The organism is Halobellus salinus (assembly GCF_014646875.1).
Lineage (GTDB): Archaea > Halobacteriota > Halobacteria > Halobacteriales > Haloferacaceae > Haloquadratum > Haloquadratum salinum.
Map to the genome: position 1 here is coordinate 149,078 of NZ_BMOC01000004.1, position 25,666 is coordinate 174,743.

Consider the following 25,666-nt stretch of genomic DNA (forward strand, 5'->3'; position numbering starts at 1 on the left):
CTGAAATCGGAGAGAACAGCGCGGAGACGACCGTGGAAGCCCCCGCGCAACCGATCCGAGCCTTCTGCCCGAGGTGATCCTCAGACTTCCCGCGTGAGTCCGTCCCGAAAGTCCCGGCCGAAATAGTGACCCACGATCGAGACGAGGAAGCCAGTTCCGACCCCGACGCCGACGATCGCGACGCCGTAGTCCGCGAGGAACTGCACCGCGACCGGCGCGAAGATGCTTGTGAGCGTCCCGAGCAGGAACGCCGTGCCCGCCGCGACCGCACCGGCGAGGCCGACCTCCAGGTATCGGCTGCGGGAGCCGATCAGCCCCGCCGCGAACGCGACCGCGAGCAGCCCGAGGAACCGTCCGACCGACCCCACGATCGGGATCGCTCCGCCCGCGACCACGCCCGCGACGGAGGCGACGAGGATCACGAGGAACGACCGGAGCGAGAAGGAGGGACCGACCCCAGACGGCAGCAGGCCGCGGAGCCGACTTCCGGAGCTGGCATCGCTCGTACTGTCGGCGCGACCGGCCGCGTCGATGCCGGTGTCGTCGTTGAGGTCGTCGAGCAGCGCGGCGGGGTCGTCGTAGTCGGCGTCGCGTTCGTCGGAGCGTTGCATACGGGGTTGTAGGCGTCGCGCGTGGTTACTCTTGTGCCTGCTTCGGCCCGACCGAGTTCGGATGCACGACAGCCGACCGAGAATTCGCAGTCGGGCGGGAATGAAATCGGCTTTCGAGATGTTCGTGATCGATCCGACGACGGGCAATGGAGTGGATTCAAGTCCGCGCCGGGGATACCTGGGAGTATGAACCCCGGAGACCGCGTCCGTGTCGACCGCGCGGGCGTCACGAATGAGGGTGTGTTGATGCCCTCCTCGACCCCGGACCACCTCGTGGTCAAACTCGACGGCGGGTACAACGTCGGGATCGAACGCGCCGAGGCCGACGTCAAAGTCGTCGAATCCGACGTCTACGACGTCGACTCCGCACACTCGGAGTCCGAGACCTCCGAGATCGAGTTCGACGAGGCCCTCCCGACGATCTCGCTCATCTCAACCGGCGGCACGATCGCCTCCACCGTCGACTACCGAACCGGCGCCGTCACCGCGCAGTTCGACGCCGAGGACGTGCTCCGCGCGGTCCCCGACCTCGCCGGGCGCGCCAACTACCGCGGCCGGGTCGTCGCCAACATCCTGTCGGAGAACATGACCGCCGGCGTGTGGCAGGACCTCGCCGAGGTCGTCGCCGAGGAGATCCGCGCGGGCGCCGACGGCGTGGTGGTGATGCACGGCACCGACACGATGCAGTTCACCGCGTCGGCGCTGTCGTACATGCTCGACACGCCCGTGCCGATCGTGTTCACCGGCAGCCAGCGCTCTGCGGACCGCCCGTCGTCGGACAACGTTATGAACGCGGTCTCGGCGGTCGAGGCCGCCAAATCCGACGCCGCGGAGGTGCTCGTGTGTATGCACGCCTCGACCGACGACAACGCGTGCGCGCTCCACCGCGGCACGAGAGTTCGAAAGAACCACACCTCCCGCCGGGACGCCTTCGAGACCGTCGGCGCCGAACCGGTAGGCAACGTCGACTACGACTCCGGAACCGTCGAGTTCCGTCGTGAGTACGCCGAGCGCGACGCCGTCGACCTCAACGTCCGAACCGGGCTGAACGGGAACGTCGACCTCCTCAAATCCACGCCCGGGCTGGACGTCGATCGGTACGCCGACATGCTCCGCGACGCCGATATCGACGGGCTCGTGATCGAGGGGACCGGGCTCGGCCACGTCCACACCGACCTCATCCCGGTCGTCGAGGAACTGACCGACGACGGCGTCGTGGTCGCGATGACCAGCCAGTGTCTGGCGGGTCGCGTCTGCGACCGGGTGTATGACACCGGCCGCGACCTGCTTGACGCCGGCGTCGTCGAAGCCGGCGACACGCTCCCCGGGACGGCGAAGGTGAAGCTGATGTGGGCGCTGGAGAACCTCGCGCACCCCGCCGACGCGATGCGGCGGTCGCTCGCGGGCGAACTCCAGGAGCGGTCGGTTCCGTGGACCTAACGGCGGCGGCCAGCCGAACTCGGCTCCGACGAACCACCGGACGACGAGACCCCCCGTAGCAGATGACCGACGACAACGCCACCACTTCACCGCGAGACCCGGACGAGAGCCCCACTGCGGACGCAGCCTACGTCTGCAGCGACTGCAGCCGCGCGTTCCACACCGCGGACCTCCGGGTCCTCCACCGCGGCGTCAGGCACCCGAACGCGCTCGACGCCGCGGAGCAGGAGGCGTACCGAGAGGTCTATCTGGAAGAAGAGCGGGCGATCCGGTCGTTTCGCATCCGTGCGCTCGGGATTCTGGTCGTCCTGTACTTCGGGCTACTGTTCCTCTATGTGGTCTATGCGTCGTGAAGCGCCGCGGTGGCTCCCCCGGATTGCGGGCGTCGCGGTTGCGACTGCCGTGTCTGTGGTCGGCATCGCCATTCTCGCCCGCGGTGTCGCCGCGAGCAACGCCGCGGTCGGGCTCTCGGACGCCGCCGGCGACGCCCTGGCGGTCCCGCGGTGGCTCTACGTCGCGACCGGCGGCGCCGCCATCGGCGCCTCTGCGCTGCTCGCGGGCTTTGTCACCGACCGCGGATTCGTGGCGGCGATCCACAGGTGGCGGCGCGACCTCGGCGGCGGTCGCGTCCGTCGCGTCGCCGGTACCGCAGCGGGTGTCGTCGGCGCCGGCCTCGTCACGCTCGTGGTCTACCGCGGGTTCGCCGGCCCCCAGATCTCGACGGTCAACTTCGCGGTGGTCGTGACCTTCGCGGGCGGACGCGCGGGGTTGACGATGGCGGCCTACCTGGTCGGCAACGTCTGGCCCGCACTGAACCCCCTCCGAGCCCTCAGCCGGCTCCCGACCGGGATCGTGGCGTACCCCGATCGGCTTGGGCGGTGGCCCGCACTCGCCGGGATCTTACTCCTCGTGTGGGTGGAGACGACGACCGGCGTGACCAGCCGCCCCGACGTGCTCGCGACCGCCGTCCTCGGGTACGCAGTCGTCGCCGTCGCGGGCGTGCTCCTGGTCGGCGGCGACGCGTGGGCCCGGAACGCCGACCCGATAGCGACCGCGTTCCGGTTCTACGGCCGGGTTGCGCCGCTGTCGTGGGAGGCCGGGCGGCTCACTGCGTCGATCCCCGGGATGCGGTTGGTGCCGGACGTAGACCCGGACGGCAACGTCGTCGGGCGGGACGAGGGAGCGAACACCGCCGACCGCCTCGTCTCAGGACTCGACGACGTCGCGATTGCGGTGGCGCTGGTGTGGGAACTGACGTTCAGCGGGTTCGTCACGACCGAGCAGGGCGCCGCCGCGGTCCGTGCGGTCGCAGCAGTCGGGGCCCCGCCGGTGGCGATCTACGCGACACTGTTTTTCGGCGGCTTCGCCGCGTTCTACCTCGCGTTTCTCGGCGCAGCACGGGTCGCGACCCGACTGCTTCGCACCACGCGCTCGCCCCGGACGCTCGCGGTCGCGTTCGCCCCCTCGCTGCTGATCGTCGCCGCGGGCTACCACCTCGCGCACTACTTTGGCTTCTTTCTCTCGCTATCGCCCTCGCTTGCGGCGGCGCTCGTCTCGCCGCTGTCGGCACCCGCAAACCCGACCGTGTTCACGCTCCCGGCGTGGGTGTCGGCGCTCAACATCGCGTTCGTGCTCGGCGGCCACCTGGTGGCGATCTGGGTGGCTCACTCGACGGCCTACCGGCTGTTCCCCAGTCGGTTGCAGGCCATCCGGAGCCAGTACCCGTTCGTGCTCGTCATGATCGGGTACACCGCGGTGAGTCTGTGGTTGATCTCGCTGCCGACCGCGTCGCCAGCGTTCTTGGGGTGAGCGCGGCGTGGGTGTAATCGGGATTTCAGTCTCCGTCACACATACCCTGGCGTCCCCACACCGTTTGATTGGTACTCTATGTCCGCGTTCCAGAGCCCACTCGTGCGCTACGGGATCGCCCTGCCCAGTGCCGTTATTGCCGTTGCGGTCGGTTTTCTGGTGTTCGACGGCACGGCCCGACTGGTCGCGTTCGGGATCGCTGCCCTCGACCTCCTGGTCCTGCCGCAGATTATGAAAAAGGCCGCGTGAGCCGCCGTGCTCGACAGCCCGTCCGCGTCCGGTGGTGTCTCCGACCGGGGCCGGGACCGGGCTGTTCGGAGTGGCGGACGCCCGCCTTCGGCCTGCTCGCGGCTTCCGGCGGTTCGGAGGTTGAGCCTCCCCCGATCCCGCTGGCTGGGACGGCGACTCAACACTGCGCGCTTTTGTCCTCGCAAGATCGCTCGCTATCGCTCGGTGACCTGTGTCGGGAGAAGTGCTCGGTCAGGGATTTGAACCCTGGTCCTCGGCTCGAAAGGCCAAGATGATTGGCCGGACTACACCAACCGAGCCCGCATCCTAACCTGGCGGTCAGACGGGGTTAAATATTCCGTTACGGTGGGCGTTCGACACGCGTTCGCGTGCTCCCACGGCAGCGTGTCGGGTCCGTTCGCTCGAACGGAATCACGATACCGTTGTAGCCCCGCTGTTCGAGTGTGAGCCAAGAAGCCATCGCGTTCCTCCGGGACGACCCCGACATCGGGCACCTCATCGCGGACCACGGCGACGAGACACTGGCGTCCGAGGAGGACCTCTTCGAGCGACTGATCGTCTCGATCCTTCGCCAACAGGTCTCGGCGGCGTCGGCGAACGCCACCAGGGAGCGCCTGGAGGACGCCGTCGAACTCACCCCGGTGGCTCTGCTTCGGACCGACTGTTCGACCCTTCGGGACCTCGGGCTGTCGCGCCAGAAGGCGTCGTACGCCCACAACGTCGCCGCGGCCTTCGTCGAACACGACTACTCCCGGGAGTACTTCGCGGAGACGAGCAACGACGCGGTGATCGCCGAACTGACCGATATCACCGGTGTCGGGACCTGGACCGCAAAGATGCAACTGATGTTCACTCTCGGCCGTCCGGACGTGTTCCCCGTTGAGGACCTTGGTATCCGGAACGGTATGTGCACACTCTATGGCGACGGCCTCGAACGCTCACGGATGGAAGAGATCGCCGAGCGGTGGCGCCCGTACCGCTCGTACGCGTCGCTGTACCTCTGGCGCGCGGTCGACTGATTCGGCCGAGCGGGGCGACCCCACCCGTCTTCGACTCGCTTCCACGGGAGTATATCCGTGCGTCGGCCGAACCGCGGGCATGGCCGATCCGATGGACCGGGACGGCGGCACCCCCGACGAGACCCCCGTCGAGATCGAGCGTCCCGACCCGGGCGACGTCGACGCGGTCGTCGACCTGTGGGTCGCGCTCGCGTCGGACCAGCGGCGCTACGACTCCCACATCCGCCCGGAGCCGAACCGCGGGGTGATCCGAGACACGCTCGCTCGGCACGCCGTGACGGGCGAACTCCGTACGGCGCGGCACGACGGCGACGTCGTCGGGTTCGTCAGTTTCGAGCTCGAACGAGGAGCATACGAGAGCGACGAGACGCGCGGGATCGTGCGCAACATCTACGTCGACCCCGGGTACCGGGACCGAGGAATCGGCGGGGCCCTGCTGGGTGCGGCCGAAACCGCGCTGGCCGACGCCGGCGCGACGGTCGTCGCGCTCGAAGCGATGGCGGGTAACGACAGCGCACAGGGGTTCTACCGACGCCGCGGGTACGCGCCCCACCGGGTGCAGTTCGAGAAGCCGCTGGACGGCGAGGCGGCCACGGGGCCTCCGGACGCCGAGGAAAACGACACACACTCAAAGGAGGACTGAGTAGACCGACCCGCGCCAGGGGAGCATGGGCGGTGCATGCACTCGACTTGTAATCGAGACTTCGTGGGTTCGAATCCCACCCCTGGCTTCCCCCGATGACGCCCCGGTTGGTCGTCGTGGCCGGGCTGCCCGGCGTCGGCAAGACAACCGTAGCGCGCGAATTCGCCGACCGGCTGGACGGCCGGCTGATCCGGACCGACACGGTTCGCACCGACTGTTTCCCCGACCCCGATTACACCTCCGCCGAGCGGCGCCGCGTCTACGACGAGATGTTTGCCCGGGCGCGCGACGCGCTTGACCGCGGCCCGTGTGTCGTTCTCGACGGCACGTTCCGAGCGCGCGCGGATCGCGAACGCGCCGTCGAACTCGCCGCTTCGACCGGCGCGGCCCTCGGCGTTGTCGCCGTCGAGTGCGAGGCGTCGGTGGTCGAATCACGGATCGCCGCCCGTGAGGACGACGCCAGCGACGCCGACGTCGAGGTGTACCGTCAGTTCCGGCAGCGGTACGACTCGGTCCGACTCCCGCACGCAACGGTCGACAACTCCGGAGCGATGGTCGCGACGAGGTCGCAGGTGGCTGCGCTGCTTGACGACGCGTGACCGACGACGCCCGGTCACACCGCCTACGACAGCAGTTGCTTCAGCGCCTGCCCGTACGCTCCCGGGAGGTTCGACCGGGCGTTGTCGAGTGCGTCCCGGAGCGCGGCGGCTGCGTCGGTGTCTACGCCCGCACCGTGGCCCACCAGCACGCGCCCGGGGTCGAACCGCGACAGTTCACGCCGTGGCGGGACCGGTCGCAGCATCGGGTGGACCCCCAGCGGTTCGCCCGGCGCGCAGAAGTACTCCGCAGTTCCGACCGCCTCCGGAACGAGCAGCGTGCCGTCCTCGGGGTGGTAGAGCCCGACTTCCTGCCACGGAGGGATGCCGGAGTCGCGGATCCGGACCGCCTCGAACCCCGAGTCGGCGAGTTCCCCGCCGAACCGCTCGACCGGCGCGTCAAGGGCGTCGGCGACGCCGGACATCCACTGGGGGACGTAGACCGGCGCGTCGTGTCTGGTGGCAACCGCCGCCGCGTCGCGCTTGTGACGGTCGAGACCGACCACCACGCCCGCGACGTCGCCGAACTCCGAGAGCAGGTCGTCGAGGCCGGGCGCGTCGACCGGGTCGACGACCCAGACGCCGCCGTCGTCGCCGACGACCGCGTGGCTGGCGCGCTGCATGGTCTCCTCGGGGTAGGCGATCCACCCCACGCCCCGGCCCCATCGGTCGATCTCGCGGTACCCGTCGGTGTTGCCGCCCTTCATCGGCATACGATCTCTCCGGGTGCGACGGGCATAAACCTCCTCGCTCCGGCCGGCCCCGGAGCGGCCCGGAGGTGGCCGGAACGGGTCGCGCTGCCGACCGGAAGCGATAGGTGGCGTCGCGGCCGCCTGTCGGTATGGGATTCCGGCTCCGCGATCACACCGCGGATGTGGCCGTCGAGGCGACCGCGCCCGACCTTGACGGGGTCTTTGCGGCCGTCGCTGACGGCCTCGCTGCAGCCGGCTGTGACGACGTGCCGGAGCCGGGGGCGGACGCCGCGACGTTCGAGGTGTCGGTGGCCGCCGAGGGCCGGGAGGCACTGCTGTTCGACTACCTGGATCAGCTCATCTACGAACGGGATGTACGCGGTGTTCTCCCCGTCCGGAACCGCGTGGCGGTCACGCCCCCGACCGGCGGTCGCGACGACGAACTCGGGGGGAGTGCAGCCGACCCCGGCGCCGCCGCGTGGCGGCTGGACGCGACGGCTCGGGGGGTCCCGCTTGAGTCGGTCGACGCCCGGGAGATCAAGGCCGTGACGTACTCGGAGATGCGGGTCGAATCGACCGAGAAGGGGTGGACGGCGTACGTCGTTTTCGACGTGTAGCGCGGGTCCATCCCGGATCGCACCGAATCCCGGAAGTTGTTTGTGTGGCCCGCATCACCACTGCTGCAAGATGTCCGATCGTGTCGCACGCCCGGCCGTCGTCGCCCTTATCACCGTCGTGCTACTCGCCGGAGTGGGCGCGACCGGCGCGCCCGTGTCGGCACAGCCCGCCGACAGGATTGCGGGCACCCAGGTCGATCCCGACGACGTCTCTCTGGGAGTCGACCTCCGGACGGACGGGTCGGCGGCGTGGACGGTCGAGTACCGCGTCCGGCTCGACGACGACAACACAACGCGAGCCTTCGAGTCGCTGCGCGACGACATCGAGGCCAACGACACCCGGTACGTCTCGGAGTTCCGCGGCCGGATGGTGGCGACCGCAGACACCGCCGAAAACGCCACCGGCCGGGAGATGGAGATCCGGAACGTCTCCGTGACGGCGAGCAGACAGGAACTCCCGCAGGAGTACGGCGTCCTCAGCTACACGTTCGCGTGGACGAACTTCTCGGTTATCGACGAGCGGTCGATCACCGCGGGTGACGCCCTGACGGGCTTTTTCCTCGACAGCGAGACCTCAATGCAGTTCTCCTGGCCGCCGGGGTACGCCGTGGAGACGGCCCAACCCGACCCTGACGAGATCCGGTCGGCGTCGCGGATCGCCGTCTGGAACGGCCAGGTCGATTTCGGCCCCAACGAACCCACGCTCATCGTCACGGAGCGAGCCGCCGGGGGGACAACGACCACGGCTCCTGGTGACGGCGTGGCCGACGGAAGCGGCGGCGGTGGCAGTGCCGGCGACGGAAGCGGCGGCGCAGACGGAAACAGCGACGGCGGCCTCCTCCTCGGCGCGATCGCCGTCATCGGGGTCGCTCTCGCTGCGGCCGGGATCGTCTACTGGAGACGCCGGCACGACAGCGCCGTCGACGCGTCCGGTTCCCCGGCGGGGGTCGAGACTGGCCTGAGCCAGAGCGCAGGGGACGGAGCGGCCGCCGGCGCGCCAGGATCGAGCGACCTCGAAACCGACGGGCGCGACGGGTCCGAAGCCGCGTCCACCGGTGGCGACGGAGCGGCAGCGGACGCCACAGACAACGGTGCCGGCGGGGGCACCGCGGGCGCCGGAGCAGGCAGGGGCACCGCGGCCGGCCCCCCTGCGGACGGGTCGAACGACGACCCGCCGTGGGCGGACGAACTCCTGAGTAACCGAGAGCAGGTGCTCGCCTTGGTGGAACACGGAGGCGGCCGGATGAAACAGCAGGAGGTGGCTCAAACACTCGATTGGACCGACGCGAAGACCAGCCAGGTCGTCCGGAAGATGCGCGAGGAGGGCGACCTTGACGCGTTCCGGCTGGGGCGGGAGAACGTGTTGGTGCTCCCGGATGAGGAGTTCCGGCCGAGCGACGGGGACGCGTGACCGTCCGCCGTGCTGGAGGCATCGATACCACCCCGGACCGCCGGACCCAATCCGCGTGAATCCGGCTACATCAGGGTAGACGATGATCCGTTTATATGAGGCCGGGCCATCAACAGCGGGTGTGATGAACCCCCTGTTCGCGCTCCTCGCTGCCGTTGTCGTCGTGATCGGGACCGCCCCGGTCGGCGCTGCCGCGGTTGCGTCACCGGATGCGTCGCCGACCGACCTCGCGGTCGGTCCGGGGCCGGCGCAGACCGAGGCTACCGGGACAGCGACGAGTACACCCACATCGAATACCACGGAAGCAGGAACTGCCGGGTCGAATACCACTGCGGCTCCTGATGGGGCCGAGACCGCGACCGAACCCGACGTGAACGGGTCGGACGGGACCGACCCTGGTGCACAGTTGGCTGGCGCGCTCGCGGTCCAGGCCACCGAAGTCGAGAGCGAGGTCGGCTCCCGGGCGTTCGGTCAGCGCGTCGCCGCCGCCGCGAGCAACGACTCAAAAGCGGCGGTGGTCTCCGACGAACTGAACAACAGCCGCGAGCGTCTCACAACGCTGCGCGAGCGCCTCAACGAACTGGCGGCGGCCCGCGAGGCGGGCAACATCTCCCAGGGCCGCTACCGGGCCACCACCGCACAGGTGGCCGCCGAGATCAACGCTGTCGAGCGGCGGTTCGAGCAGAGCAACGACACCGCGGCGTCACTGCCCGCAGACGTCCGCGAGGCAAACGGTATCAATACCTCGACCATCGAACGCCTCCGAACCGAGGCCCGAAACCTCTCAGGGCCGGAGGTCGCGACGATCGCCCGCTCGATCGGCGGCGACCGGTCCGGCCGAGGGCTGGGTGACAACGTGGGTCCGCCCGGCCGGAGCGGTGCGGCGTCGGGGCCCGGTGGTCCACCGGACGGCGCCAACGGTGACGCCGGCCCGCCGGCGAACCGCACCCGAAACGGCTCCGGGAGTGACGGGGCGTCCGACCGCGGGCCGGGGGACGGCGCCAACGGTGACCGCGGGGATGGCCCCGGCAGCGGCGAACAGTCGCGGGAATCCGAGGCGAACCGGAACGACCCCGAGAACGGGGGTCAGGGATCCGAATCGGGTGACAGTAACGGGCGCGGCTCAGGTGGTGACAACGGATCGGACGGCGGCAGTGGATCGGACTCTAACCCCGGAAACGGAAACGGAAACGGAAGCTCCAGCTCTGACGGCGGCTCGTCGAACGGTGGCTCGTCGAACGGTGGCTCGTCGAACGGCGGCTCGTCGAACGGTGGCTCGTCGAATGGTGGCTCGTCGAACGGCGGCTCGTCGAATGGTGGCTCGTCGAACGGTGGCTCGTCGAATGGTGGCTCGTCGAATGGTGGCTCGTCGAACGGCGGCTCGTCGAACGGCGGCAGCAACTGAACCGGACGGGTACTCCTGCCCGATTCGGCGCTGGCCCCCGGTTCACCCGTGACGTTGCCCCCGTTGTCCGGATGCACTCCCGGTATCGAAACTGAGATTTGTGGGCAACAATTATCAGAACAGCGGAACACGAACGTTGTGATGGAGTACGTCTACCCGGTCGCTGGGTTCGTCGGGGGGATGGCGCTACTCGCAGCCAGCGTCTTTTCGGCGTTCGTCTACACGCCGACCACACCCTCTGTGGTCGACTCTGTGGTTACGGCGTTCACGGGGGTCACGCTCCAACTCGGGGATTTCCTCGCCGTGTCGTCGGTGACGGCCGTCCTCTTCGACGTCCTGGCCGCGTTCGGCGTCCGGTTTTCGCTTCCGGTACCGTTCGCGGTCGGCTACCTCCTCACACACGTGATCGTCTACTACTCCTCGTTGCGGATCACCGACGTGCAGAGCCAGCCGCTGGATCCGGAGTTCGACATCCGCGAGAACCCCCTGCGATTGGCGACACTCTCGATCCCCGGTGCGTTGCTTCTCCTCCCCACGAGCCGACGCCAGTAGCCGGTGGGTGAAACGACTGTTTGAGGCTCAGTCGGATTTACATCGGATCCATCCCAATACGGAAGTGCCCCGGTTGGGCCGCCCGCGACTCGGTCCCCACCGACGCGCTCGATCCGACGCTCCCCTCTCTCCCCACCTGCCCCCTCCGGATCGGCGGTGTCCGACCGGGCACCCTGCTGACGCACTCCCTCCATCACGCGATGACGCCCGTCACCGCCGGTCTCTGCGCTCGGACCCGGGTCGTCCGACGGTATTTTGAGTCATGCCGCCTTCCCTGGGCGTGTGGTACACATCACCCGCGGCCTCCTCGAGGCGCTCTTAGAAATGGCGGCCGAGGCTGACCCCGACGGGACCAGCGTCGTGCTCGCGTCGACGCCCGCGGGGGAGTTCGATTCCGACGCCGGCCTCGACAGCGAGACCCCAGTGCTGACACACTTTTATTTTCCGGAGGCGAGCGGGTCGGTGAACGCTGTCTTCGGCGTCGACCTCGGAACACCCGCGGGTCAGGGACGCGGCCGGTTCGTCTCACACCCCGATGGTCGGCTGCAAGCCACTCGTGAGGACACATTCGCGGCCGCCCTGGTGGTCGCGGTCCCGCCGTGGGAGCCGGGGTCAGTCGCCGCTTTCGACCGGAACGACCGGCGGCTCGACCTGGACGTAATCGACGCTGAACCGCCGCCAGAGCGTCTGGCGGGGGAGTGAGGCGGGTTGCCGGCATCGACGCGGTCGCGGGTACGGCGTGTCGGCCGCGCGCTACCGATCGAGATACCCTAGATCGGTGAGCTGTTCGGCAATATCCTCGAACTCCGCCTCGGTGAGTTCGCCCTCGCGTTGATACTGGATAACGATACTCCGGAGGAGGAACCGCACCAGATCGCTCGTGCTCGAGAAGCTCGTCCCCTCGATGGTCTCGTCGACGCGGTCGGCCAACTCCTTCGGGATTGACACCGTGGTGTAGTCAGTCACAGGTCCGAGGAGGATACCCGCGGTCAAAACAGTGCGGACTCGTCGCAGCCGGAGCCGGGGGTTTTTCACTTCCCGCACCCCTACCGACGTTCGATGGCTGTCAGACCACCGCAGCAGGACGGCGACGAGCCCGACTCCCTCGAGTTCGGCATCGCGGCGCTTTCGCCGTACCTCTCGGAGTCCGATCTCACGTTCCCGGCGACCGCGGACGAAATCGTTCGCGCGCTCGGCGACCCCGCGATCCCGTACGACTCGAACGGAAACACGGTGGCGCTCTCGGATGCCCTCGGGGCTGTTCGCGCGACCGAATTCGATACCAAGCGGGAGCTTCTCGACGCGCTGCATCCGGTCTTAGAGGAGTATCGGGAAGCCGGCGGTGGAATCCTCTCGCAGTTGCGGGCACTGCTCCCATTTTAACCGCGTCATTTCACGTCACGCTCACGAGAATATCGAGAGCGTCGGGCAAAAGAGAGACAGACGCTTCGAGACACGCCTACACACGGTAGCGAACGATGCCGTTGCGGAGGCTATCGAGAACGACTGTTCGCACATCGCGTTCGAGGAGTTGACCCACATCCGGGAGACTATTCCCGGGGCGACGTGGCGCCGCGTCTGGGCGTTCCGACGCCTCTACAACCGGATCCCGCCGTCGACAGTGAGCGTCTGCCCGGTAGTCGACGACGTGGTCGCGAACGCCCGGACCGCCTCGGCGACCTCCTCGGGCCGGACCAGGCGGTCGATCGGTGACGCCGCCCGCGTCGCCGGTCGGCGCTCTGTCGCGAACAGATCGGTCGTCACTGGGCCGGGTGCAACGGCGTTCGTGAAGACCCCGTCGTCGGTGTACTGTTTCGCCAGCGACTTCGTCAACCCGAGCAGACCGGCCTTCGACGCGCCGTACGCGGCATCGGTAGGGCTCCCGCCCGTGCCGGCGGTTGAGGAGACGTTTATGATCCACCCCTCGCCGCGCTCGCGCATCCCGGGGAGCACCGCCCGAGCGCAGAACACCGCACCTTCGAGGTTCACCCGGAGCGTCTCGCGGATCTCGTCGTCGGAGGCGGTCTCGAGCCCCGCCGCGTGGAGCACCCCGGCGTTGTTGACCAACACGTCCACGCCGCCGAGTTCGTCGCGGGCGCGGTCGACCATCTCCCCGATGGCGTCGGGGTCGCGGAGGTCACACTGGTGGACGATCGCCTCGTGTCCCTCGTCGCTGACGTCGTCGGCGACTGCCGCGGCGTGCTCGCGGTCGGTGTTGTAGTGGGCCACGACGTCGTGATCCGTACCAAGGTCGCGCGCCGTCGCACTGCCGATTCCACCGCTCGCACCGGTGACGAGTGCGGTTCGTGCCATCGGCTCCCGGGTCAGGCGCACGGAACATAAACCGGTAGGGTCCCGAGTCGCCTCCCCAGGTTCAGACACTAGCCGACCGCCGTTGATACTGTCGGCTATAGTCGCGTGACGTATTTCGACACCCCGGGGTGTCGAAAATCTTCACGTAGTTATAGCCGACAGTATGACGACGAAGCGGTGATGATTGACCCCGAACACGCCGCGGGCGTCGACCCCGAATCCGACCGGCGACTTCACGCCGAGGCGCCGAGTACGCCGGCTGTCGCCGGCGCGCACTGAGCATCGGCTGACGCGCGGCGCTCGCGGCCGACGCCGTTTTGAGTCGGGCACACGGAACGCTGGCTATGCCACCCGCTCGCGACGCCGACACGGGGTCCGGTCCCGACGGCGACGCCCCGGCGCCGTGTCACGACGCTGCGACCCTCGGCGACGGCGTCGCCCGCGAGCGCCGCGCGCCGGGACCCGCGCTCCGGGCCCGCGCGTCCGGCCGGACGTACAGCTACCACGACTTCATCACGACCTCGTACAAGGCCGGGAACGTGCTCCGGCACCTCGGCGTTCGCCCCGGTGACGACATTTACGTCGCGTCCGAGCACGCTCCCGAACCCGTGCTCTCGTTCTACGGGGCAGCACAACTGGGGGCAGTCACCCGTTTCGACGCGGAGGCCGGAGAATCGCCACCACGGGTTGCTGTCACACCCGCGGCGCGTGAGGACGATTTCGACCTTCCGCCGGGCCACAACCTCGCGGTCTACGGCGACCCGCCGACCGACCCGTCGGTGACCCACTGGGAGACGGAGGTGTGGAGCGAGAACCCCGCAGTCCACCCCGTCGCTGTCGACGCGGACGATCCCCTGTTCGCGGCCGGCGACGTGATCTACACCCACGGCGAGGTCCTCGAAGCGGCCACGGCGGTTGTCAACGGTGTCGGGATCGGCCCCGGAACGGAGGTACTCCTCCGTGGCCCGCTGACCGATCCGGCAGTCGTGGTTGCGGGGCTCGTGGCGCCGATCATCGCGGGTGCGACGGTCGTGCTGCCCGACACCACCGAATGGGCCGCGTCCGGCGGTCACCCGATCGAAGTCGACGGGGAAGCCTGCGGCGCGTCGGTGCTGGATTTCGACACGGATTGACGGGGCCACCGTCCCGAACCCGCATCGAGCTCACCCGACCGACGCGTCGAAACCGAGGCCTCCTTGTGGGGGGCCGCACCTACTCCCGGTATGAGCCTGGACGTCGCGGTCGCCGTCCCGTTCAAACAGCGTGGGACGACCCGACTGGGGGAAGGAGAGTTCGTGGTTGCGCTCTCCTTGGACCGAAACTGGTTCTCGCCGGATCAGGCCAAACGGCTCATCGACGTGGCAGCGGGGCGCGGCCTCCTCGCACGCGACAACGGCGAGGTGGTCGCGCGGTTCGATCCGCCGGGCGTGACCGTCCCAGACGAGTACGAACCCGACGAGTCGCTCCTCAGAGAGCAGTCGACATTCGAGCGGATCCTCGACGCGCTGGTTGCGGCGGGCAACGACAAGCAGGAGGCGGTCGCCGCGATCAACGAGCGCCAGCGACGACTCGGGGTCTCGGTCGAGGCGGCGGCAGCACTGTACGCGCGGCGACAGGGCGTCGATGTCGGCGACGCGGCGCGCGCGGCCGCAGAGCGCCTCGGCGAGTAGCGCCCGACCGAGAGCCTTTTTTGCGTCGTACGAAACACGTCGTATGGTCGAGCAACGACTGACCGACGGCCGCCGGATCGCACAGTTTCTGGCCTCTGAGGTCACAGGCCACGGCGACGCTCTCGCCGCGCTGTCGGTCACTGACGCCGATCCTGACACCGATCCCACGCCCGATGGGGCGTTCGCCTACGGCATCGACCGCGACGACGACCGCGTGGCGTCGGTGTTCGTCCAGCCCGACCGGGCGCGCGTGGAGTTCGAGCACGCGGTTGACGTCGCTGTCGACGCCGCCCGGGAAGAAGGACTCCGCGTCCGGCCGAAGGCGGTCGAGCCGCCGCAAACTCTGGTGTTCGTCGAGGACGGCGCGCAGGTGAAGCGGGTACTATCGGTGCTCCGCTCGGTCGTGGCAGCGTAACCGAGGGTCCGCCGCTAGACGCCCTCCAGCAGGTCGGGCAACTCCGCCACGAGCCGGGTCCGTTGGACGTGGGCAGCCGCCCGCGGCGACGCGGGGGGCCCATCCTCGAACGTCACCTGGACCGGGACCAGCCCGGCGTCGGCCGCGCCGGCGATGTCGGTGTCGACGTCGTCGCCGACGTAGACGGTCTGGCCAGGGTCGCTGCCGAGCGCGTCGAGCAGCGCCTCGAAGGCGGCTGAGTCGGGTTTCCCCGCGTTGAGGTCGCCCGTAACCAAGGTGGCGTCGAACAGGTTGGTCCACCCGAGGGTGGTCAGTTTGTCGCGCTGGGCGACACTCGGACCGTTGGTGAGGAGGCCGACCCGGTAGGTGTCCCGAAGCCGGCGCAGGAACGCCTCCACACCGGAGAGTGGGGCGAGTGCGTCCGCGATCTTCCGGCGGTATATCCCGGCGAGCCGCGCCGGCTCCACGTCGGTGTCGCGGCCGTCCAGCAGCGCCGCGAAGATCGGTTCCCGCGTGGCGCTGGTGAGGTTCCGGCTGTGGGCGTCGAGGTAGCCTTCCCGTGTCAACGGCGGCCCGTCGACGGTTGCGACGGCGTCTTCGAGTATCGTCTCCCGGTCGCGCGCCGGCACGGCGAGCGTCTCGTCGAGGTCGAACCCCACCGCGGTGATCGTCACGACCTCCAGTAGACAACGTGGACGTATGACTTTTCTCGTCGGGGTGTCACAGAACCGATGTGAGTCTGGATCCCGTTCACGTCGACAGCATCGCGGACCTCGCGGCGTATCTCGCGCGCAACGTGGACGACACCGACCACGTTGACGTGGCTGCACGGGTCTGGGCGGATTTCCTCGACCCGTTGTACGACCCCGACGGTCGGGCAGTGCTCGAACCCGTCGGCGAAAAGCGGCTGCGCGCGGTCGACACCGAGGACGTTGCACTCGCCGACGCGCCGTTCGCGACCACCCACGGGCTGGATTCGGGCACCATCAACCCCACAACGTTCAAGAACGGGCTGGTTGTCGATCTTGCGCAGGCCGCGATGGCGGCTGCGCCGTCGGATCTGGACCTCCACCGTCACCGGAGTATCGTCGCCGCAACCCACGTCAACGACAGCACGGTCACCTTAGAAGAGCCCTGGCGGACCGTCGACGAGGGGCACTGCCGGTGGCGGGTGCTGCAGGTGCCGCGGATCAACCGTTACGCCGAGGGGATCGTCCACGCCCTGGCGCTGTACCTCGCCGAGAGCTCTCACGCCCTGGAGCACGCCGACGCGGTGTCGGACCTGCTCGTTCTCGACGGCCCGCTGTATCCGGTCGAACTCCTCAACTGGCGGGACCGCGACGCCGAGTTACAGGCGCTCGCCGAGGAACTCCAGCCGCGGTCAATCGTCGAGAACTACATCCGCCTAGTGGAGTCGTTCGTCGAACGCGACGTCCCGCTGTGCGGCTTCGTAAAGAACCCCGCCTCCAAGCGAATCGTCGGGACGCTCCGTGGGAGTGACCGTGGCATCGACGTGCCGTGGACAGACGACACCGCGCTGTTCACGCAGTTACTGGAGCGACGGGCGGACGACGCCGACGACGGCCGACGACGCGGCCCCGAGAACAGGCGGACCGACGAGCTCACCTTCACCAGCTGGTTCGTCTCCCGCGGCGGTGTCGACGCGACAGTCGCAGCCGATGGCGACGCCTACGGCGTGGAGCGCCGGCTTGATCCCGAACTCTACGAGACGTGTTTCTTCGCGGTGTACGAGCCACAGACGGACGTGCTCTACCGCGTTGAGACGCCGTACGCGTTCGCCCGCACCGCGGACACCCGCGAGGCGATCGCCCAACAGATCCTCGGCGAGGTCGCGGCCCGTCGCGGCCCGCCCGAGGCAGTCGCAAAGGCCGACGGACTGGCACGAATAAGCGCCGCGGAGAAGTCCTCGCTCCGCCAGCGCTTCGCCGAGACGCTCGATACCGACGAGGTCAGGCGGTACGACGACGTCCGGTGGGGCGAGGCGGAGTAGATCCGGGGGCGGCTACGACTGTTCGGACTCCGGTTCGGTCCTGACTACCTCAACCCGCACCTCGGACTCCGCGACGCCGACACGCGCGAACTGCGTCCGGACGTGCTCTTTCGCGGCCTCGACCGCCCGCTCCCGCGTCTCGAACCCTCGGGGCATCGGCGACTCGAAAGCGACGTGTTTGGTCTGGCCGTCGATCTCGGTTTCGGGGCCGCCGCTCTCGACCTCGTAGAACGCGTCGCAGACCCAGACGTACGGGGCCCCGTCGTCGGGTGCACCCTTGTAAGACGGCGCCGACTCCCCGCGCTCGAACACCGTCCCGGTCAGCGCAGTTCCCCCGGCGTGGCCGCGCACGAGCAACATACTCGGCGTTGCGGCCGTGGCGACAAAAGCTGCCCGGCGGAGCCTCGGTTCGGACCCGAATCAGTGGCGTATAGCCGGCACACCGAACCCCCACGCCGATGTGCCGGGCAATCGCAACCCGACGTGGGGCAGTTCTCACCGCACACCGGCGGTGGTCCCGTGATCCGTTATAAACGTGCGGTTTGAGCGACCGCTCGAGAAGCAATCCCACCGCGGTCGCTAGCGCTCCGTCTCTGGACACCCGCCCACCGATCACGCCCAGTCACCGACAGGGGGGTCGGACGGTCCTCAGCCATCGCGTCCGGCGCGTCAGCGGTGGATGGTGTCCTCCGCCGACGGCAGCATCCACTGGGTCCTCTCGCCCGGGCGTTTGTACACGACCGTGACAGGCTCGTCGACGAGTCGGATCACCTTGTCCGCGGTGCTCCCCAGCAGCGCCTCCTCGATCATACCGAGGCCACGGGAGCCGATCACCACGAGGTCGACGCCGTGGTCCTCGACGTACTGCTGGATCTTCTTGTGAGCGATCCCGATTTCGACCGTCGCCGCGGCGTCGAGTCCGGCCTCCGTGGCCAAGTCTGCGACCTCGTCGGTGATACGCTCGCCGTACGCCACGTACTCGTCGCGTTTCGCCTCCTCTTCGCCCGTGATCGGGACGACTTTCGCCTCGAACTCATCAACGACATGGAGTGCGTGGACGGTCGCATCGAGCTCCGTCGCCAGGTTAATGCCCTCTTCGACAGCGTTCCCCGCCTGTCCGCTTCCGTCGGTCGGAATGAGGATCTTGTCGTAGCTCATGGCTGAACGTTCCAGCGGAACCCACGTAAAAATATGCATTGGTTGTCAGGTTGTGGGGGCCACCTCGCGGCCGTGGGCGTGTGCGGTCGAGCCGACGAGGGTGGGGTGTTTTATCCGTCGCCGGCGCAACCGTCCGGTAATGGACCTCGGCGACTTCGAGCCCGGGTCGGACGACCGCCCGTCCGACCGGGACGACGACCGGGAGGCGACGGGACACAGCGGCGGGTCCGCAGACAGTGGGTCGGTCGGGGCCTCCGCCAGCGACGACCCGTCGACGACCCCGACAGACGACTCCGACGGCGTCGGTGTGGAGTTCGAGCGCTACAACGCCGATCCGGCGGGTCGCGACCGCGGCCTCGGCGCGATTGCGGTCTCACAGGGGCTCCGCGTGGCCGAGGACGGCGACGACACCTCACTTCGAGCGTACGTGACCGCCGACAACCGCGAGACCGTCAGACTGGGCAAATATCTCCTGGTCCCGTACCCCGACGACGAACTCCTCTTTTCGAAGATCACCGCCTTGGAGTACGCCCAGGAGTTCCGGACCGACGACGCCACCGAGATCCACGCCCGGCGGGCGATGCGCCGGGACGGCTTCGAGGAACGCGACTACAAGTTCGTCGCGTCGTTGGAGCCGCTGGCGGTGTTGTTTGAGGACGGCGGCGGTGATATGGGTACCGACACGGCCGCTGCAGCGAGCGACGGCGCGCCGGAACTCAACCGCCGGATGGTTGACCGCGTCCCCAAACCGGGCGCGGTCGTCGCGGAGGCCACCGATCCCGATCAGATCAAGACCGGGCTCGACATCCCCGGCGAGGGGATCTTCATCGGACACCTCTCGGTCGGCGGCGAGACCGTCCGGACCGCAGCGAGTCCGCCGACCATCGACTATCGACTCCGCGATGGCGACGACGGCGGCGAGCCGCTGGTCTTCCGGCACACCCTCGTGGCCGGCGGCACCGGCTCCGGGAAAACCCACGCCACGAAGAACCTCCTCCGCCAGTTGCTCGCCGAGGACCGAACCTACGGGATGGACGACGGTCGCGACGCCCGACTGGCGGTCGTCCAGTTCGACCCGCAGAACGAGTACGCCCAGATGCACGACGACAACCCCGCGATGGACGACGCCACCGCCCGCCGGTACGAACGAGAGGGGGTTGCCCACGGCGGCCACAACGACACCGTCGCCCTTGTCCCGAAGGAGGACGGTGTGCCCTACGGCGGCGACGGCCACCACGCGGAGCAGTTGGAGTTCACGATCCCCTTCTCCATGGCTCGCGACCGGCCGTGGCTGGTCGCGGGCAGCAGCCTCAACGAAAACCAGTATCCTGCTCTCGTTCACCTCCTGAACCGGTTCTTCCGGGAGTACGGCGACGGCGGAACGTACGACGAGTTCCGGACGTTCCTCGAGAACCCCGCTCTCAAGGAGGAACTCGACGAGTCGGGGAGAGTCCACGAAGCAACCTTCGACGCGGTGAAGCGTCGGGTCCACGGCGTCCCCGACGGCGTCTTCGACCAGTCGGCGCGGCCGATCACGGACCTGGCTCACCAGCTGGTTCGCCCCGGCGGACTGACGGTGATCCCGACGTACCACCTCTCGACGTCGCGGGCGAAGGAGGTGTTCGTGCTCGCGGTGTCGAGTCTCCTGATCGACGACAAGCTCTCGAACGCACCGGACTCCGATCGAATCAAACAGACGCCCGTCCTGCTGGGAATGGACGAGGCGCATAACTTCCTCGCGGACGCTGACACCGTCCAGGCGCGAAAGGTGATCTCGAAGTTCACCGAGGCCGCAAAGCAGGGACGGAAGGAGCGCCTCGGACTGTGTCTCGTCACCCAGGACCCCCAGGACATCGCCGACCCGGTGTTCAAACAGGTCAACACACGGCTCGTGTTGAACCTCGGCGACGAGGACGCCATCAAGAGCGTGAACATCCCACCGGAGCTAGAAGACAAAGTGCCGTATATGGAGACCGGCCAGTTCGTGGTCTACTCCCCGGATAACTCCGAGCCTGTAGAACTCACGGGGCTTTCGACCTGCCTCACACGCCACGGAGAGTAGCTGCCACGGGTAGCGTTTTTATCATCGCCCGTTGTACGCCCCGGTATGCCGACTCACGTGCTCGTCGCCGTCGACGGCTCCCCCCAGTCCGAGCGCGCGGTCACGTTTGTCGCCGACGAGTGGGGCGACGCGTCGACGACGCTGCTCCACGTCATCGACCCGATTCAGGCCGGCTCCGACGCGGGCGTCCTCCCGAGCGGGTCGGAAGCGTGGTATCAGAGCGCAAAAGAGCGTGCAGACAACCTCCTGACGGAGGGCCGAGAGCGCCTCGCCGTAACGCGTCGCGACGGGGACTCGGGAGCCGCCCGCGATATCGACACCAGAACCGAGGTGGGACGGCCTGCGGCGACCATCGTCGAGGTTGGGGACGACATCGACGCCGACCACGTCGTTGTGGGAAGCCACGGTCGACAGGGCGTCTCCCGACTCGTGCTCGGCAGCGTCGCCGAAGGTGTCGTTCGGCGGTCGCCGGTGCCGGTGACGGTAGTTCGATAACGACGCGGACGAACGGCGCGCTGCGACTACTGGAACCCGATCCGCCCGTCGCGACGGCCGCCGAGCTGCTCCGTACCGCCGCCTTTGAACTGGTCTTTCATCTCCTCGTAGTAGCTCATGAGATCCTCGGTGATCGTCGGCCGGACCGACTCCATCGCGCGGCGGAAGTGCTGCATCTCGACCTCGCGGGCGTCGGGATCGTCACGCAGCGCCTCGATGGCGGCCTCGCGGGAGATTGTCTCCAGGTCCGAGCCGACGTAGCCGTCGGTGACTTCCGCGATCTCCCGGAGGCTCACGTCGGGCGCCAGCGGCGAGTCGCGGGTGTGGATCTTCAGGATCTGCTCGCGGCCCTCTTCATCGGGCTGGCCGATGAGCACCAAGCGATCGAACCGCCCCGACCGGATCAAGGCGGGGTCGATCATGTCCGGGCGGTTGGTCGCGCCGATCACCATCACGTTGCCGCTCTCCTCCAGCCCGTCGAGTTCAGTCAGCAGCTGGTTCACGACGCGCTCGGAGACGTTGTTGCCCGTCTCGCCGCCGCGGTTAGGCGCGAGACTGTCGAGTTCGTCGAAGAAGATGATCGTCGGGCTGACCTGCCGGGCCTTTCGGAACGTCTGCCGGATCGCCTTCTCGGACTCGCCGACCCACTTCGAGAGGAGCTGTGGCCCCCGAACCGAAATGAAGTTGGCGTTAGTCTCGTTGGCGACCGCCTTCGCGATCAGCGTCTTCCCGGTTCCCGGGGGACCGTACAGCAACACGCCTTTCGGCGGGTCGACCCCCATCCGGTCGAACCGGGCCCGAGAGGTCAACGGCCACTCCACGCTCTCCTTGACGGTCTGTTTTGGGTCGTCGAGCCCCCCGACGTCGTCCCACGAGATCTTCGGGAGCTCGACCAACACTTCCCGCATCGCGGAGGGTTCAACGTCTCCGAGCGCGCCTTCGAAGTCCTCCCGCTTGACGATCATCCGGTCGATGAGGCTGGGTGGGATGTCCTCCTCGTCGAGATCGATCTTCGGGAGGTATCGTCGAAGCGCCTTCATCGCCGCTTCCTTCGTCAGCGACTCGATGTCGGCGCCGACGAAGCCGTGGGTCTCGTCGGCGAGGTGGCCCAAGGAGACGTCGTCCGACAGCGGCATCCCGCGGGTGTGGATCTGGAGGATCTCTTTCCTCCCGACCTCGTCGGGGACGCCGATCTCGATCTCGCGGTCGAACCGCCCGGGGCGACGGAGCGCTGGATCCACGCTGTCGACGCGGTTGGTCGCCGCGATCACAACGACCTGGCCCCGGGTCTCGAGGCCGTCCATCATCGTGAGGAGTTGGGCGACGACCCGGCGCTCGACCTCGCCGGTCACATCCTCGCGCTTGGGGGCGATGGAGTCGAGTTCGTCGATGAAGATGATCGACGGCGACTCCTCGGTGGCGTCCTCGAAGATCTCGCGCAACTGCTGTTCGGACTCGCCGTAGTATTTCGAGATGATCTCCGGGCCCGCGATCGAGAAGAAGCTCGCGGAGGTCTCGTTTGCGACTGCCTTCGCGAGCAGGGTCTTCCCCGTGCCGGGCGGGCCGTGGAGCAGCACCCCCTTTGGCGGCTCGATCCCGAGCTTCTTGAAGATCTGCGGGTGCTTCATGGGCAGCTCCACCATCTCCCGCACGCGCTGGATCTCGTTTTTCAGCCCGCCGATGTCCTCGTAGGTGATCCCGCCGCCGGTTTTCTCGAAGCCGGAGATGGGCTCCTCGCGGAGTTCGACCTCCGTGTCTTCGGTCACCAGACAGACGCCGTCGGGCTCGGTCTCGACCGCGATCAGCGGGATGGCTTGCCCCGGCGACCGCATGAACGGGTGGTTCGTCGACGACATCACGGGGACGATGTCGCGCTCAACCACCGGCCGCTTGAGGATCTGGCGTTTGACCATCCCCGCGGCGTCGGAGCCGAACTGCACGCTCGCTTCCTCGGGCGGTGCGAGCACGAGCTTTTCGGCCTTCGTCTCCTCGGCCTTCCGGATTGTCACGCGTTCGCCGATGCTGATGTCGGCGTTCTGTCGGGTGAAGCCGTCGATCCGGACGGTGTCGGTGTTCCAGTCCTGCCGGTCGGCGCGCCACACCTTCGCCGCGGTGGTCTCGGCGCCTTCGATTTCGATGATGTCGCCCGGCGAGAGCTTGAGGTGGAGGAGCGTGTCCGGGTCGAGACGGGCGATCCCGCGGCCCGAGTCGTTCGGGTAGGCTTTCGCCACTTCGAGTTGAACTTCGTTCATGGGTAGATCGCGGGGGGACGTCCCGCTGGCCGGTCACGACCCGGGCCGACGCCCAGCCTGCTGCGGTCGCCGCAGACACCGGTTCGTGACATCTTGTCTTGTCTTTTCGGTCGGGCATACAAATCCTTACCGCCCGCGGAACCGACGGGTGGATCTTTGCCACCGGGGACCGACGGGGCGTGTATGCGAACACTCGCGTTCGACGGCCGGATGGGTGCCAGCGGTGATATGCTGCTCGCGGCCCTGCTTGCGGCCGGTGCGGACCGCAACGCCCTCGCGCCGATCGAGGACGCCCTCGATGTCCGCTACGAGGTCGATCGGGTGGACGAACACGGGATCGCGGCGACGGCCGTCCGAGTGGTGCTCGACGACGGGTCCGACGGAGCGCACGGCCACACGGATCACCACCACGGGGGTCACGCTTCCGGCCACAGCCACACGCACGACGACTCCGACGGCCACAGCCACACGCACGACGACTCCGACGGCCACAGCCACACGCACGACGACTCCGACGGCCACAGCCACACGCACGACGACTCCGACGGCCACAGCCACACGCATGACGGCTCCGACGGCCACAGCCACACGCACGATGCTGCGACTCCCGCAGAGGGACACGGCCCCCACCGAACCTACGCCGAGGTGGTCGACATCGTCGGATCGATGGATCTCCCCGCAAGCGTCGAGTCCGACGCGATCGAGACCTTCCAACGACTGGGCGAGGCCGAGTCGTCGGTTCACGACACCGATCTCGAATCGACACCGTTCCACGAGGTCGGCGCCGACGACGCCATCGCCGATGTGGTCGGTGTCGCGCTCCTGGTCGAGGACCTCGGCGTCGGCCGGATCGCCACGACCCCACTCGCCACCGGCGGCGGCACGGCGTCGATGGCGCACGGCGAGTATCCGATCCCGGCGCCCGCGGTGGTCGAGATCGCGGCCGGCGCCGACTGGTCGCTCCGGGGCGGCCCCGTCGACGCGGAGCTTCTCACCCCCACCGGCGCGGCGATTCTCGCGCAGTTCGCCGACGGCGTCGAGTCGCTGCCAGCCCTCAACGTCGACGCGGTCGGTTACGGGGCGGGTGGCTACACGTTCCCCGACCGGCCGAACGTGTTGCGGGCGCTGGTCGGTGACGGCGGCCGTACCCTCAATCGGGAGTCGATCACGGTGCTCGAAACCAACCTCGACGACGCCCCCCCGGAGGTGCTCGGTGACCTCCAGCGGTCGCTGACCGACGCCGGCGCCCGTGACGTGACGATCCTGCCGACGACGATGAAGAAGTCACGGCCGGGTCACTTGGTGAAGGTGATCGTCAAGCCCGGCGACACCGACCGGGTCGCCCGCCGACTCGCGGTCGAGACCGGGACACTCGGTGTCCGCGAGCACGGCGCGGGCCACCGGTGGATTGCCGACCGCGAGTTCCGAACCGCCGAACTCAGCGTTGACGGTGAGACCCACGAGGTGACGGTGAAGGTCGCGTCGGACCAGGAGGGAGAGGTCTACGACTACAGCGCCGAGTACGACGACGCCGCCGCAGTCGCAGCGGCGACGGGACTCCCCGTCCGAGAGGTGTTACGGCGCGCGGAGGCTGCTGTTCGACCGGAAACATAACGCCGCAATCCGACCGGAGCGAACCGGCTACGGATCGATGTGATGGACCGCCTCCGGAGAGAGGAGCCGCCCGGTTGGAAGCGCGATCCACCCGTTCGGGAGCATCCGGATCGGGCCCTGGTGGAGCACCCGCTCCTGTTCGGAGTCGCCGTACACGGTCGCTTTCTCGTACTCCATCACCGACTCGGGCGTGAACCCGTCGGTGATCTCCTCCCACACTGACGTCGTCGGGATAACCATACTCACGATACGGCGCCGCTACACGTTTGGGGTTTCCCCATCTGTTGTCGGTGCGCCCCGAACCGTGGCTACCTGAATCAAGGAGAGAGTCCCGCCGTTCACCGCGGGCGTGAATCCGACACTCCACGGCACAAACCACGTTCGACCCTTATTCAGGGTATCCTCTCTGACTTTCTTTTCTCCTTCAAGCAGTAAGCCCTTCCACCTCAATCCACGGTGCTTTTTCAATTTCTTCAGTCGTTCGTACTGTTCGTCGTCGTCAAACTCGATGCGAATTGCAACCATACAATATCACATAAACAGAACAATTATGTGTGTTATGAGATAATACGTAGTCGATGAAGCGAGCCAACACGTTCGACGTGATTCCGCAGTCCCCAGAGGACAAGGAG

Annotated in this window: 30 protein-coding genes, 2 tRNA genes and 1 pseudogene; 22 read left to right on the plus strand and 11 right to left on the minus strand. The window is 68.0% G+C overall.

The window, feature by feature from the left end; translation table 11 throughout:
* Positions 1-80 precede the first annotated feature (80 nt).
* Positions 81-611 carry a hypothetical protein gene (locus tag IEX72_RS05280; RefSeq protein WP_188786337.1) on the minus strand — a complete coding sequence of 177 codons (531 nt, stop codon included), beginning with the start codon at positions 609-611 and terminating at the stop codon, positions 81-83.
* 186 nt (positions 612-797) lie between these two features.
* On the opposite strand from IEX72_RS05280, the gene gatD reads away from it, so the two are divergent.
* The 4 genes from gatD to IEX72_RS05300 all read left to right on the plus strand — a co-directional run bounded on the left by gatD (position 798) and on the right by IEX72_RS05300 (position 4,109).
* A complete protein-coding gene (gatD, locus tag IEX72_RS05285) occupies positions 798-2,051 on the plus strand; it encodes a Glu-tRNA(Gln) amidotransferase subunit GatD (protein ID WP_188786338.1) in 1,254 nt (417 codons plus the stop codon).
* A 62-nt stretch (positions 2,052-2,113) separates the two neighbouring features.
* A complete protein-coding gene (locus IEX72_RS05290; RefSeq protein ID WP_188786339.1) occupies positions 2,114-2,404 on the plus strand; it encodes a DNA-binding protein in 291 nt (96 codons plus the stop codon).
* A complete protein-coding gene (locus IEX72_RS05295) occupies positions 2,394-3,860 on the plus strand; it encodes a hypothetical protein (protein WP_188786340.1) in 1,467 nt (488 codons plus the stop codon). The genes IEX72_RS05290 and IEX72_RS05295 overlap by 11 nt, the downstream gene beginning before the upstream one ends.
* Before the next feature lie 78 nt (positions 3,861-3,938).
* Complete coding sequence (locus IEX72_RS05300) at positions 3,939-4,109, plus strand: hypothetical protein (RefSeq protein ID WP_188786341.1); 171 nt, start codon at positions 3,939-3,941, stop codon at positions 4,107-4,109.
* A gap of 224 nt (positions 4,110-4,333) precedes the next feature.
* Here IEX72_RS05300 and IEX72_RS05305 read toward each other — a convergent pair.
* Positions 4,334-4,408 (minus strand) — tRNA-Glu (locus tag IEX72_RS05305).
* 144 nt (positions 4,409-4,552) lie between these two features.
* On the opposite strand from IEX72_RS05305, the gene IEX72_RS05310 reads away from it, so the two are divergent.
* The 4 genes from IEX72_RS05310 (at position 4,553) to IEX72_RS05325 (ending at position 6,370) form a co-directional block, all read left to right on the plus strand.
* Positions 4,553-5,128 (plus strand): DNA-3-methyladenine glycosylase family protein, encoded by a 576-nt coding sequence (locus tag IEX72_RS05310; protein ID WP_188786342.1) that lies wholly within the window; start codon positions 4,553-4,555, stop codon positions 5,126-5,128.
* Positions 5,129-5,207: 79 nt separating this feature from the next.
* Positions 5,208-5,771 (plus strand): GNAT family N-acetyltransferase, encoded by a 564-nt coding sequence (locus IEX72_RS05315; protein ID WP_229663749.1) that lies wholly within the window; start codon positions 5,208-5,210, stop codon positions 5,769-5,771.
* 14 nt (positions 5,772-5,785) lie between these two features.
* Positions 5,786-5,859: transfer RNA gene (locus IEX72_RS05320), tRNA-Thr, on the plus strand.
* A 7-nt stretch (positions 5,860-5,866) separates the two neighbouring features.
* The gene (locus IEX72_RS05325; protein WP_188786343.1) at positions 5,867-6,370 is read left to right on the plus strand and encodes an AAA family ATPase; all 504 of its coding nucleotides are present in this window, start codon (positions 5,867-5,869) and stop codon (positions 6,368-6,370) included.
* A gap of 23 nt (positions 6,371-6,393) precedes the next feature.
* On the opposite strand, the gene IEX72_RS05330 is transcribed toward IEX72_RS05325, so the two are convergent.
* Positions 6,394-7,080: a DUF4336 domain-containing protein gene (locus IEX72_RS05330; RefSeq protein WP_188786344.1), complete on the minus strand. Its 687-nt coding sequence runs from the start codon at positions 7,078-7,080 to the stop codon at positions 6,394-6,396.
* Positions 7,081-7,208: 128 nt separating this feature from the next.
* Between IEX72_RS05330 and IEX72_RS05335 the strand changes: the two genes are divergently transcribed.
* From IEX72_RS05335 to IEX72_RS05355, 5 genes are all read left to right on the plus strand, one after another.
* Positions 7,209-7,676 carry an archease gene (locus IEX72_RS05335; protein ID WP_188786345.1) on the plus strand — a complete coding sequence of 156 codons (468 nt, stop codon included), beginning with the start codon at positions 7,209-7,211 and terminating at the stop codon, positions 7,674-7,676.
* 70 nt (positions 7,677-7,746) lie between these two features.
* Positions 7,747-9,087 carry a helix-turn-helix transcriptional regulator gene (locus tag IEX72_RS05340; RefSeq protein WP_188786346.1) on the plus strand — a complete coding sequence of 447 codons (1,341 nt, stop codon included), beginning with the start codon at positions 7,747-7,749 and terminating at the stop codon, positions 9,085-9,087.
* Between the two features lie 124 nt (positions 9,088-9,211).
* Entirely contained in the window at positions 9,212-10,492 is a 1,281-nt protein-coding gene (locus tag IEX72_RS05345) for a DUF7096 domain-containing protein (protein ID WP_188786347.1), read from the plus strand.
* Between the two features lie 141 nt (positions 10,493-10,633).
* The gene (locus tag IEX72_RS05350) at positions 10,634-11,044 is read left to right on the plus strand and encodes a hypothetical protein (RefSeq protein ID WP_188786348.1); all 411 of its coding nucleotides are present in this window, start codon (positions 10,634-10,636) and stop codon (positions 11,042-11,044) included.
* A gap of 282 nt (positions 11,045-11,326) precedes the next feature.
* A complete protein-coding gene (locus IEX72_RS05355) occupies positions 11,327-11,746 on the plus strand; it encodes a hypothetical protein (protein ID WP_188786349.1) in 420 nt (139 codons plus the stop codon).
* A 51-nt stretch (positions 11,747-11,797) separates the two neighbouring features.
* On the opposite strand, the gene IEX72_RS05360 is transcribed toward IEX72_RS05355, so the two are convergent.
* A complete protein-coding gene (locus tag IEX72_RS05360; protein ID WP_188786350.1) occupies positions 11,798-12,010 on the minus strand; it encodes a CopG family ribbon-helix-helix protein in 213 nt (70 codons plus the stop codon).
* Positions 12,011-12,103: 93 nt separating this feature from the next.
* Between IEX72_RS05360 and IEX72_RS05365 the strand changes: the two genes are divergently transcribed.
* On the plus strand, positions 12,104-12,427 hold the full coding sequence (locus IEX72_RS05365; RefSeq protein WP_188786351.1) for a DUF5789 family protein: 324 nt from the start codon (positions 12,104-12,106) through the stop codon (positions 12,425-12,427).
* Positions 12,428-12,437: 10 nt separating this feature from the next.
* Positions 12,438-12,648 (plus strand): annotated as a pseudogene (locus IEX72_RS15520) (RNA-guided endonuclease TnpB family protein); the annotation flags it as partial.
* Here IEX72_RS15520 and IEX72_RS05370 read toward each other — a convergent pair.
* Positions 12,641-13,357 (minus strand): SDR family NAD(P)-dependent oxidoreductase, encoded by a 717-nt coding sequence (locus IEX72_RS05370; RefSeq protein WP_188786352.1) that lies wholly within the window; start codon positions 13,355-13,357, stop codon positions 12,641-12,643. The pseudogene IEX72_RS15520 and the gene IEX72_RS05370 overlap by 8 nt on opposite strands.
* Positions 13,358-13,701: 344 nt before the next feature.
* Here IEX72_RS05370 and IEX72_RS05375 point away from each other — a divergent pair, with 344 nt between their 5' ends.
* The 3 genes from IEX72_RS05375 (at position 13,702) to IEX72_RS05385 (ending at position 15,442) form a co-directional block, all read left to right on the plus strand.
* Positions 13,702-14,490, plus strand: a complete 789-nt coding sequence (locus tag IEX72_RS05375) for an AMP-binding protein (protein ID WP_188786353.1) — start codon at positions 13,702-13,704, stop codon at positions 14,488-14,490.
* Between the two features lie 90 nt (positions 14,491-14,580).
* On the plus strand, positions 14,581-15,027 hold the full coding sequence (locus IEX72_RS05380; protein WP_188786354.1) for a DUF2240 family protein: 447 nt from the start codon (positions 14,581-14,583) through the stop codon (positions 15,025-15,027).
* A 43-nt stretch (positions 15,028-15,070) separates the two neighbouring features.
* On the plus strand, positions 15,071-15,442 hold the full coding sequence (locus IEX72_RS05385; RefSeq protein WP_188786355.1) for a hypothetical protein: 372 nt from the start codon (positions 15,071-15,073) through the stop codon (positions 15,440-15,442).
* A gap of 14 nt (positions 15,443-15,456) precedes the next feature.
* On the opposite strand, the gene IEX72_RS05390 is transcribed toward IEX72_RS05385, so the two are convergent.
* On the minus strand, positions 15,457-16,116 hold the full coding sequence (locus IEX72_RS05390; RefSeq protein WP_188786356.1) for an HAD family hydrolase: 660 nt from the start codon (positions 16,114-16,116) through the stop codon (positions 15,457-15,459).
* A 59-nt stretch (positions 16,117-16,175) separates the two neighbouring features.
* Here IEX72_RS05390 and IEX72_RS05395 point away from each other — a divergent pair, with 59 nt between their 5' ends.
* The gene (locus tag IEX72_RS05395) at positions 16,176-17,453 is read left to right on the plus strand and encodes a DNA double-strand break repair nuclease NurA (protein ID WP_188786357.1); all 1,278 of its coding nucleotides are present in this window, start codon (positions 16,176-16,178) and stop codon (positions 17,451-17,453) included.
* 12 nt (positions 17,454-17,465) lie between these two features.
* On the opposite strand, the gene IEX72_RS05400 is transcribed toward IEX72_RS05395, so the two are convergent.
* Both IEX72_RS05400 and IEX72_RS05405 read right to left on the minus strand, forming a co-directional pair.
* Positions 17,466-17,813, minus strand: a complete 348-nt coding sequence (locus IEX72_RS05400; RefSeq protein ID WP_188786358.1) for a DUF7113 family protein — start codon at positions 17,811-17,813, stop codon at positions 17,466-17,468.
* A gap of 309 nt (positions 17,814-18,122) precedes the next feature.
* Positions 18,123-18,611 (minus strand): universal stress protein, encoded by a 489-nt coding sequence (locus IEX72_RS05405; RefSeq protein WP_188786359.1) that lies wholly within the window; start codon positions 18,609-18,611, stop codon positions 18,123-18,125.
* 139 nt (positions 18,612-18,750) lie between these two features.
* Between IEX72_RS05405 and IEX72_RS05410 the strand changes: the two genes are divergently transcribed.
* Complete coding sequence (locus tag IEX72_RS05410; protein WP_188786360.1) at positions 18,751-20,673, plus strand: ATP-binding protein; 1,923 nt, start codon at positions 18,751-18,753, stop codon at positions 20,671-20,673.
* Between the two features lie 45 nt (positions 20,674-20,718).
* Complete coding sequence (locus IEX72_RS05415; protein ID WP_188786361.1) at positions 20,719-21,168, plus strand: universal stress protein; 450 nt, start codon at positions 20,719-20,721, stop codon at positions 21,166-21,168.
* Positions 21,169-21,194: 26 nt separating this feature from the next.
* On the opposite strand, the gene IEX72_RS05420 is transcribed toward IEX72_RS05415, so the two are convergent.
* Positions 21,195-23,420: a CDC48 family AAA ATPase gene (locus tag IEX72_RS05420; protein ID WP_188786362.1), complete on the minus strand. Its 2,226-nt coding sequence runs from the start codon at positions 23,418-23,420 to the stop codon at positions 21,195-21,197.
* Between the two features lie 183 nt (positions 23,421-23,603).
* Here IEX72_RS05420 and larC point away from each other — a divergent pair, with 183 nt between their 5' ends.
* On the plus strand, positions 23,604-25,034 hold the full coding sequence (gene larC, locus IEX72_RS05425) for a nickel pincer cofactor biosynthesis protein LarC (protein WP_188786363.1): 1,431 nt from the start codon (positions 23,604-23,606) through the stop codon (positions 25,032-25,034).
* 27 nt (positions 25,035-25,061) lie between these two features.
* Here the strand turns inward: larC and IEX72_RS05430 are convergent, their stop codons facing one another.
* Together IEX72_RS05430 and IEX72_RS05435 are read right to left on the minus strand one after the other, a co-directional pair.
* Positions 25,062-25,274, minus strand: coding sequence for a hypothetical protein (locus IEX72_RS05430; RefSeq protein WP_188786364.1), 213 nt, complete (start codon positions 25,272-25,274; stop codon positions 25,062-25,064).
* An 18-nt stretch (positions 25,275-25,292) separates the two neighbouring features.
* The gene (locus IEX72_RS05435) at positions 25,293-25,559 is read right to left on the minus strand and encodes a hypothetical protein (RefSeq protein WP_188786373.1); all 267 of its coding nucleotides are present in this window, start codon (positions 25,557-25,559) and stop codon (positions 25,293-25,295) included.
* Between the last annotated feature and the right edge of the window lie 107 nt (positions 25,560-25,666).

What these genes read in the sequence shown, in the direction of transcription:
- IEX72_RS05280 (WP_188786337.1), bottom strand. Translation starts at nt 611, where the DNA reads ATGCAACGCTCCGACGAACGCGACGCCGACTACGACGACCCCGCCGCG.
- gatD (WP_188786338.1), top strand. Translation starts at nt 798, where the DNA reads ATGAACCCCGGAGACCGCGTCCGTGTCGACCGCGCGGGCGTCACGAAT.
- IEX72_RS05290 (WP_188786339.1), top strand. Translation starts at nt 2,114, where the DNA reads ATGACCGACGACAACGCCACCACTTCACCGCGAGACCCGGACGAGAGC.
- IEX72_RS05295 (WP_188786340.1), top strand. Translation starts at nt 2,394, where the DNA reads ATGCGTCGTGAAGCGCCGCGGTGGCTCCCCCGGATTGCGGGCGTCGCG.
- IEX72_RS05300 (WP_188786341.1), top strand. Translation starts at nt 3,939, where the DNA reads ATGTCCGCGTTCCAGAGCCCACTCGTGCGCTACGGGATCGCCCTGCCC.
- IEX72_RS05315 (WP_229663749.1), top strand. Translation starts at nt 5,208, where the DNA reads ATGGCCGATCCGATGGACCGGGACGGCGGCACCCCCGACGAGACCCCC.
- IEX72_RS05325 (WP_188786343.1), top strand. Translation starts at nt 5,867, where the DNA reads ATGACGCCCCGGTTGGTCGTCGTGGCCGGGCTGCCCGGCGTCGGCAAG.
- IEX72_RS05330 (WP_188786344.1), bottom strand. Translation starts at nt 7,080, where the DNA reads ATGCCGATGAAGGGCGGCAACACCGACGGGTACCGCGAGATCGACCGA.
- IEX72_RS05335 (WP_188786345.1), top strand. Translation starts at nt 7,209, where the DNA reads ATGGGATTCCGGCTCCGCGATCACACCGCGGATGTGGCCGTCGAGGCG.
- IEX72_RS05340 (WP_188786346.1), top strand. Translation starts at nt 7,747, where the DNA reads ATGTCCGATCGTGTCGCACGCCCGGCCGTCGTCGCCCTTATCACCGTC.
- IEX72_RS05345 (WP_188786347.1), top strand. Translation starts at nt 9,212, where the DNA reads ATGAACCCCCTGTTCGCGCTCCTCGCTGCCGTTGTCGTCGTGATCGGG.
- IEX72_RS05350 (WP_188786348.1), top strand. Translation starts at nt 10,634, where the DNA reads ATGGAGTACGTCTACCCGGTCGCTGGGTTCGTCGGGGGGATGGCGCTA.
- IEX72_RS05365 (WP_188786351.1), top strand. Translation starts at nt 12,104, where the DNA reads ATGGCTGTCAGACCACCGCAGCAGGACGGCGACGAGCCCGACTCCCTC.
- IEX72_RS05370 (WP_188786352.1), bottom strand. Translation starts at nt 13,357, where the DNA reads ATGGCACGAACCGCACTCGTCACCGGTGCGAGCGGTGGAATCGGCAGT.
- IEX72_RS05375 (WP_188786353.1), top strand. Translation starts at nt 13,702, where the DNA reads ATGCCACCCGCTCGCGACGCCGACACGGGGTCCGGTCCCGACGGCGAC.
- IEX72_RS05380 (WP_188786354.1), top strand. Translation starts at nt 14,581, where the DNA reads ATGAGCCTGGACGTCGCGGTCGCCGTCCCGTTCAAACAGCGTGGGACG.
- IEX72_RS05385 (WP_188786355.1), top strand. Translation starts at nt 15,071, where the DNA reads ATGGTCGAGCAACGACTGACCGACGGCCGCCGGATCGCACAGTTTCTG.
- IEX72_RS05400 (WP_188786358.1), bottom strand. Translation starts at nt 17,813, where the DNA reads ATGTTGCTCGTGCGCGGCCACGCCGGGGGAACTGCGCTGACCGGGACG.
- IEX72_RS05405 (WP_188786359.1), bottom strand. Translation starts at nt 18,611, where the DNA reads ATGAGCTACGACAAGATCCTCATTCCGACCGACGGAAGCGGACAGGCG.
- IEX72_RS05410 (WP_188786360.1), top strand. Translation starts at nt 18,751, where the DNA reads ATGGACCTCGGCGACTTCGAGCCCGGGTCGGACGACCGCCCGTCCGAC.
- IEX72_RS05415 (WP_188786361.1), top strand. Translation starts at nt 20,719, where the DNA reads ATGCCGACTCACGTGCTCGTCGCCGTCGACGGCTCCCCCCAGTCCGAG.
- IEX72_RS05420 (WP_188786362.1), bottom strand. Translation starts at nt 23,420, where the DNA reads ATGAACGAAGTTCAACTCGAAGTGGCGAAAGCCTACCCGAACGACTCG.
- larC (WP_188786363.1), top strand. Translation starts at nt 23,604, where the DNA reads ATGCGAACACTCGCGTTCGACGGCCGGATGGGTGCCAGCGGTGATATG.
- IEX72_RS05430 (WP_188786364.1), bottom strand. Translation starts at nt 25,274, where the DNA reads ATGGTTATCCCGACGACGTCAGTGTGGGAGGAGATCACCGACGGGTTC.
- IEX72_RS05435 (WP_188786373.1), bottom strand. Translation starts at nt 25,559, where the DNA reads ATGGTTGCAATTCGCATCGAGTTTGACGACGACGAACAGTACGAACGA.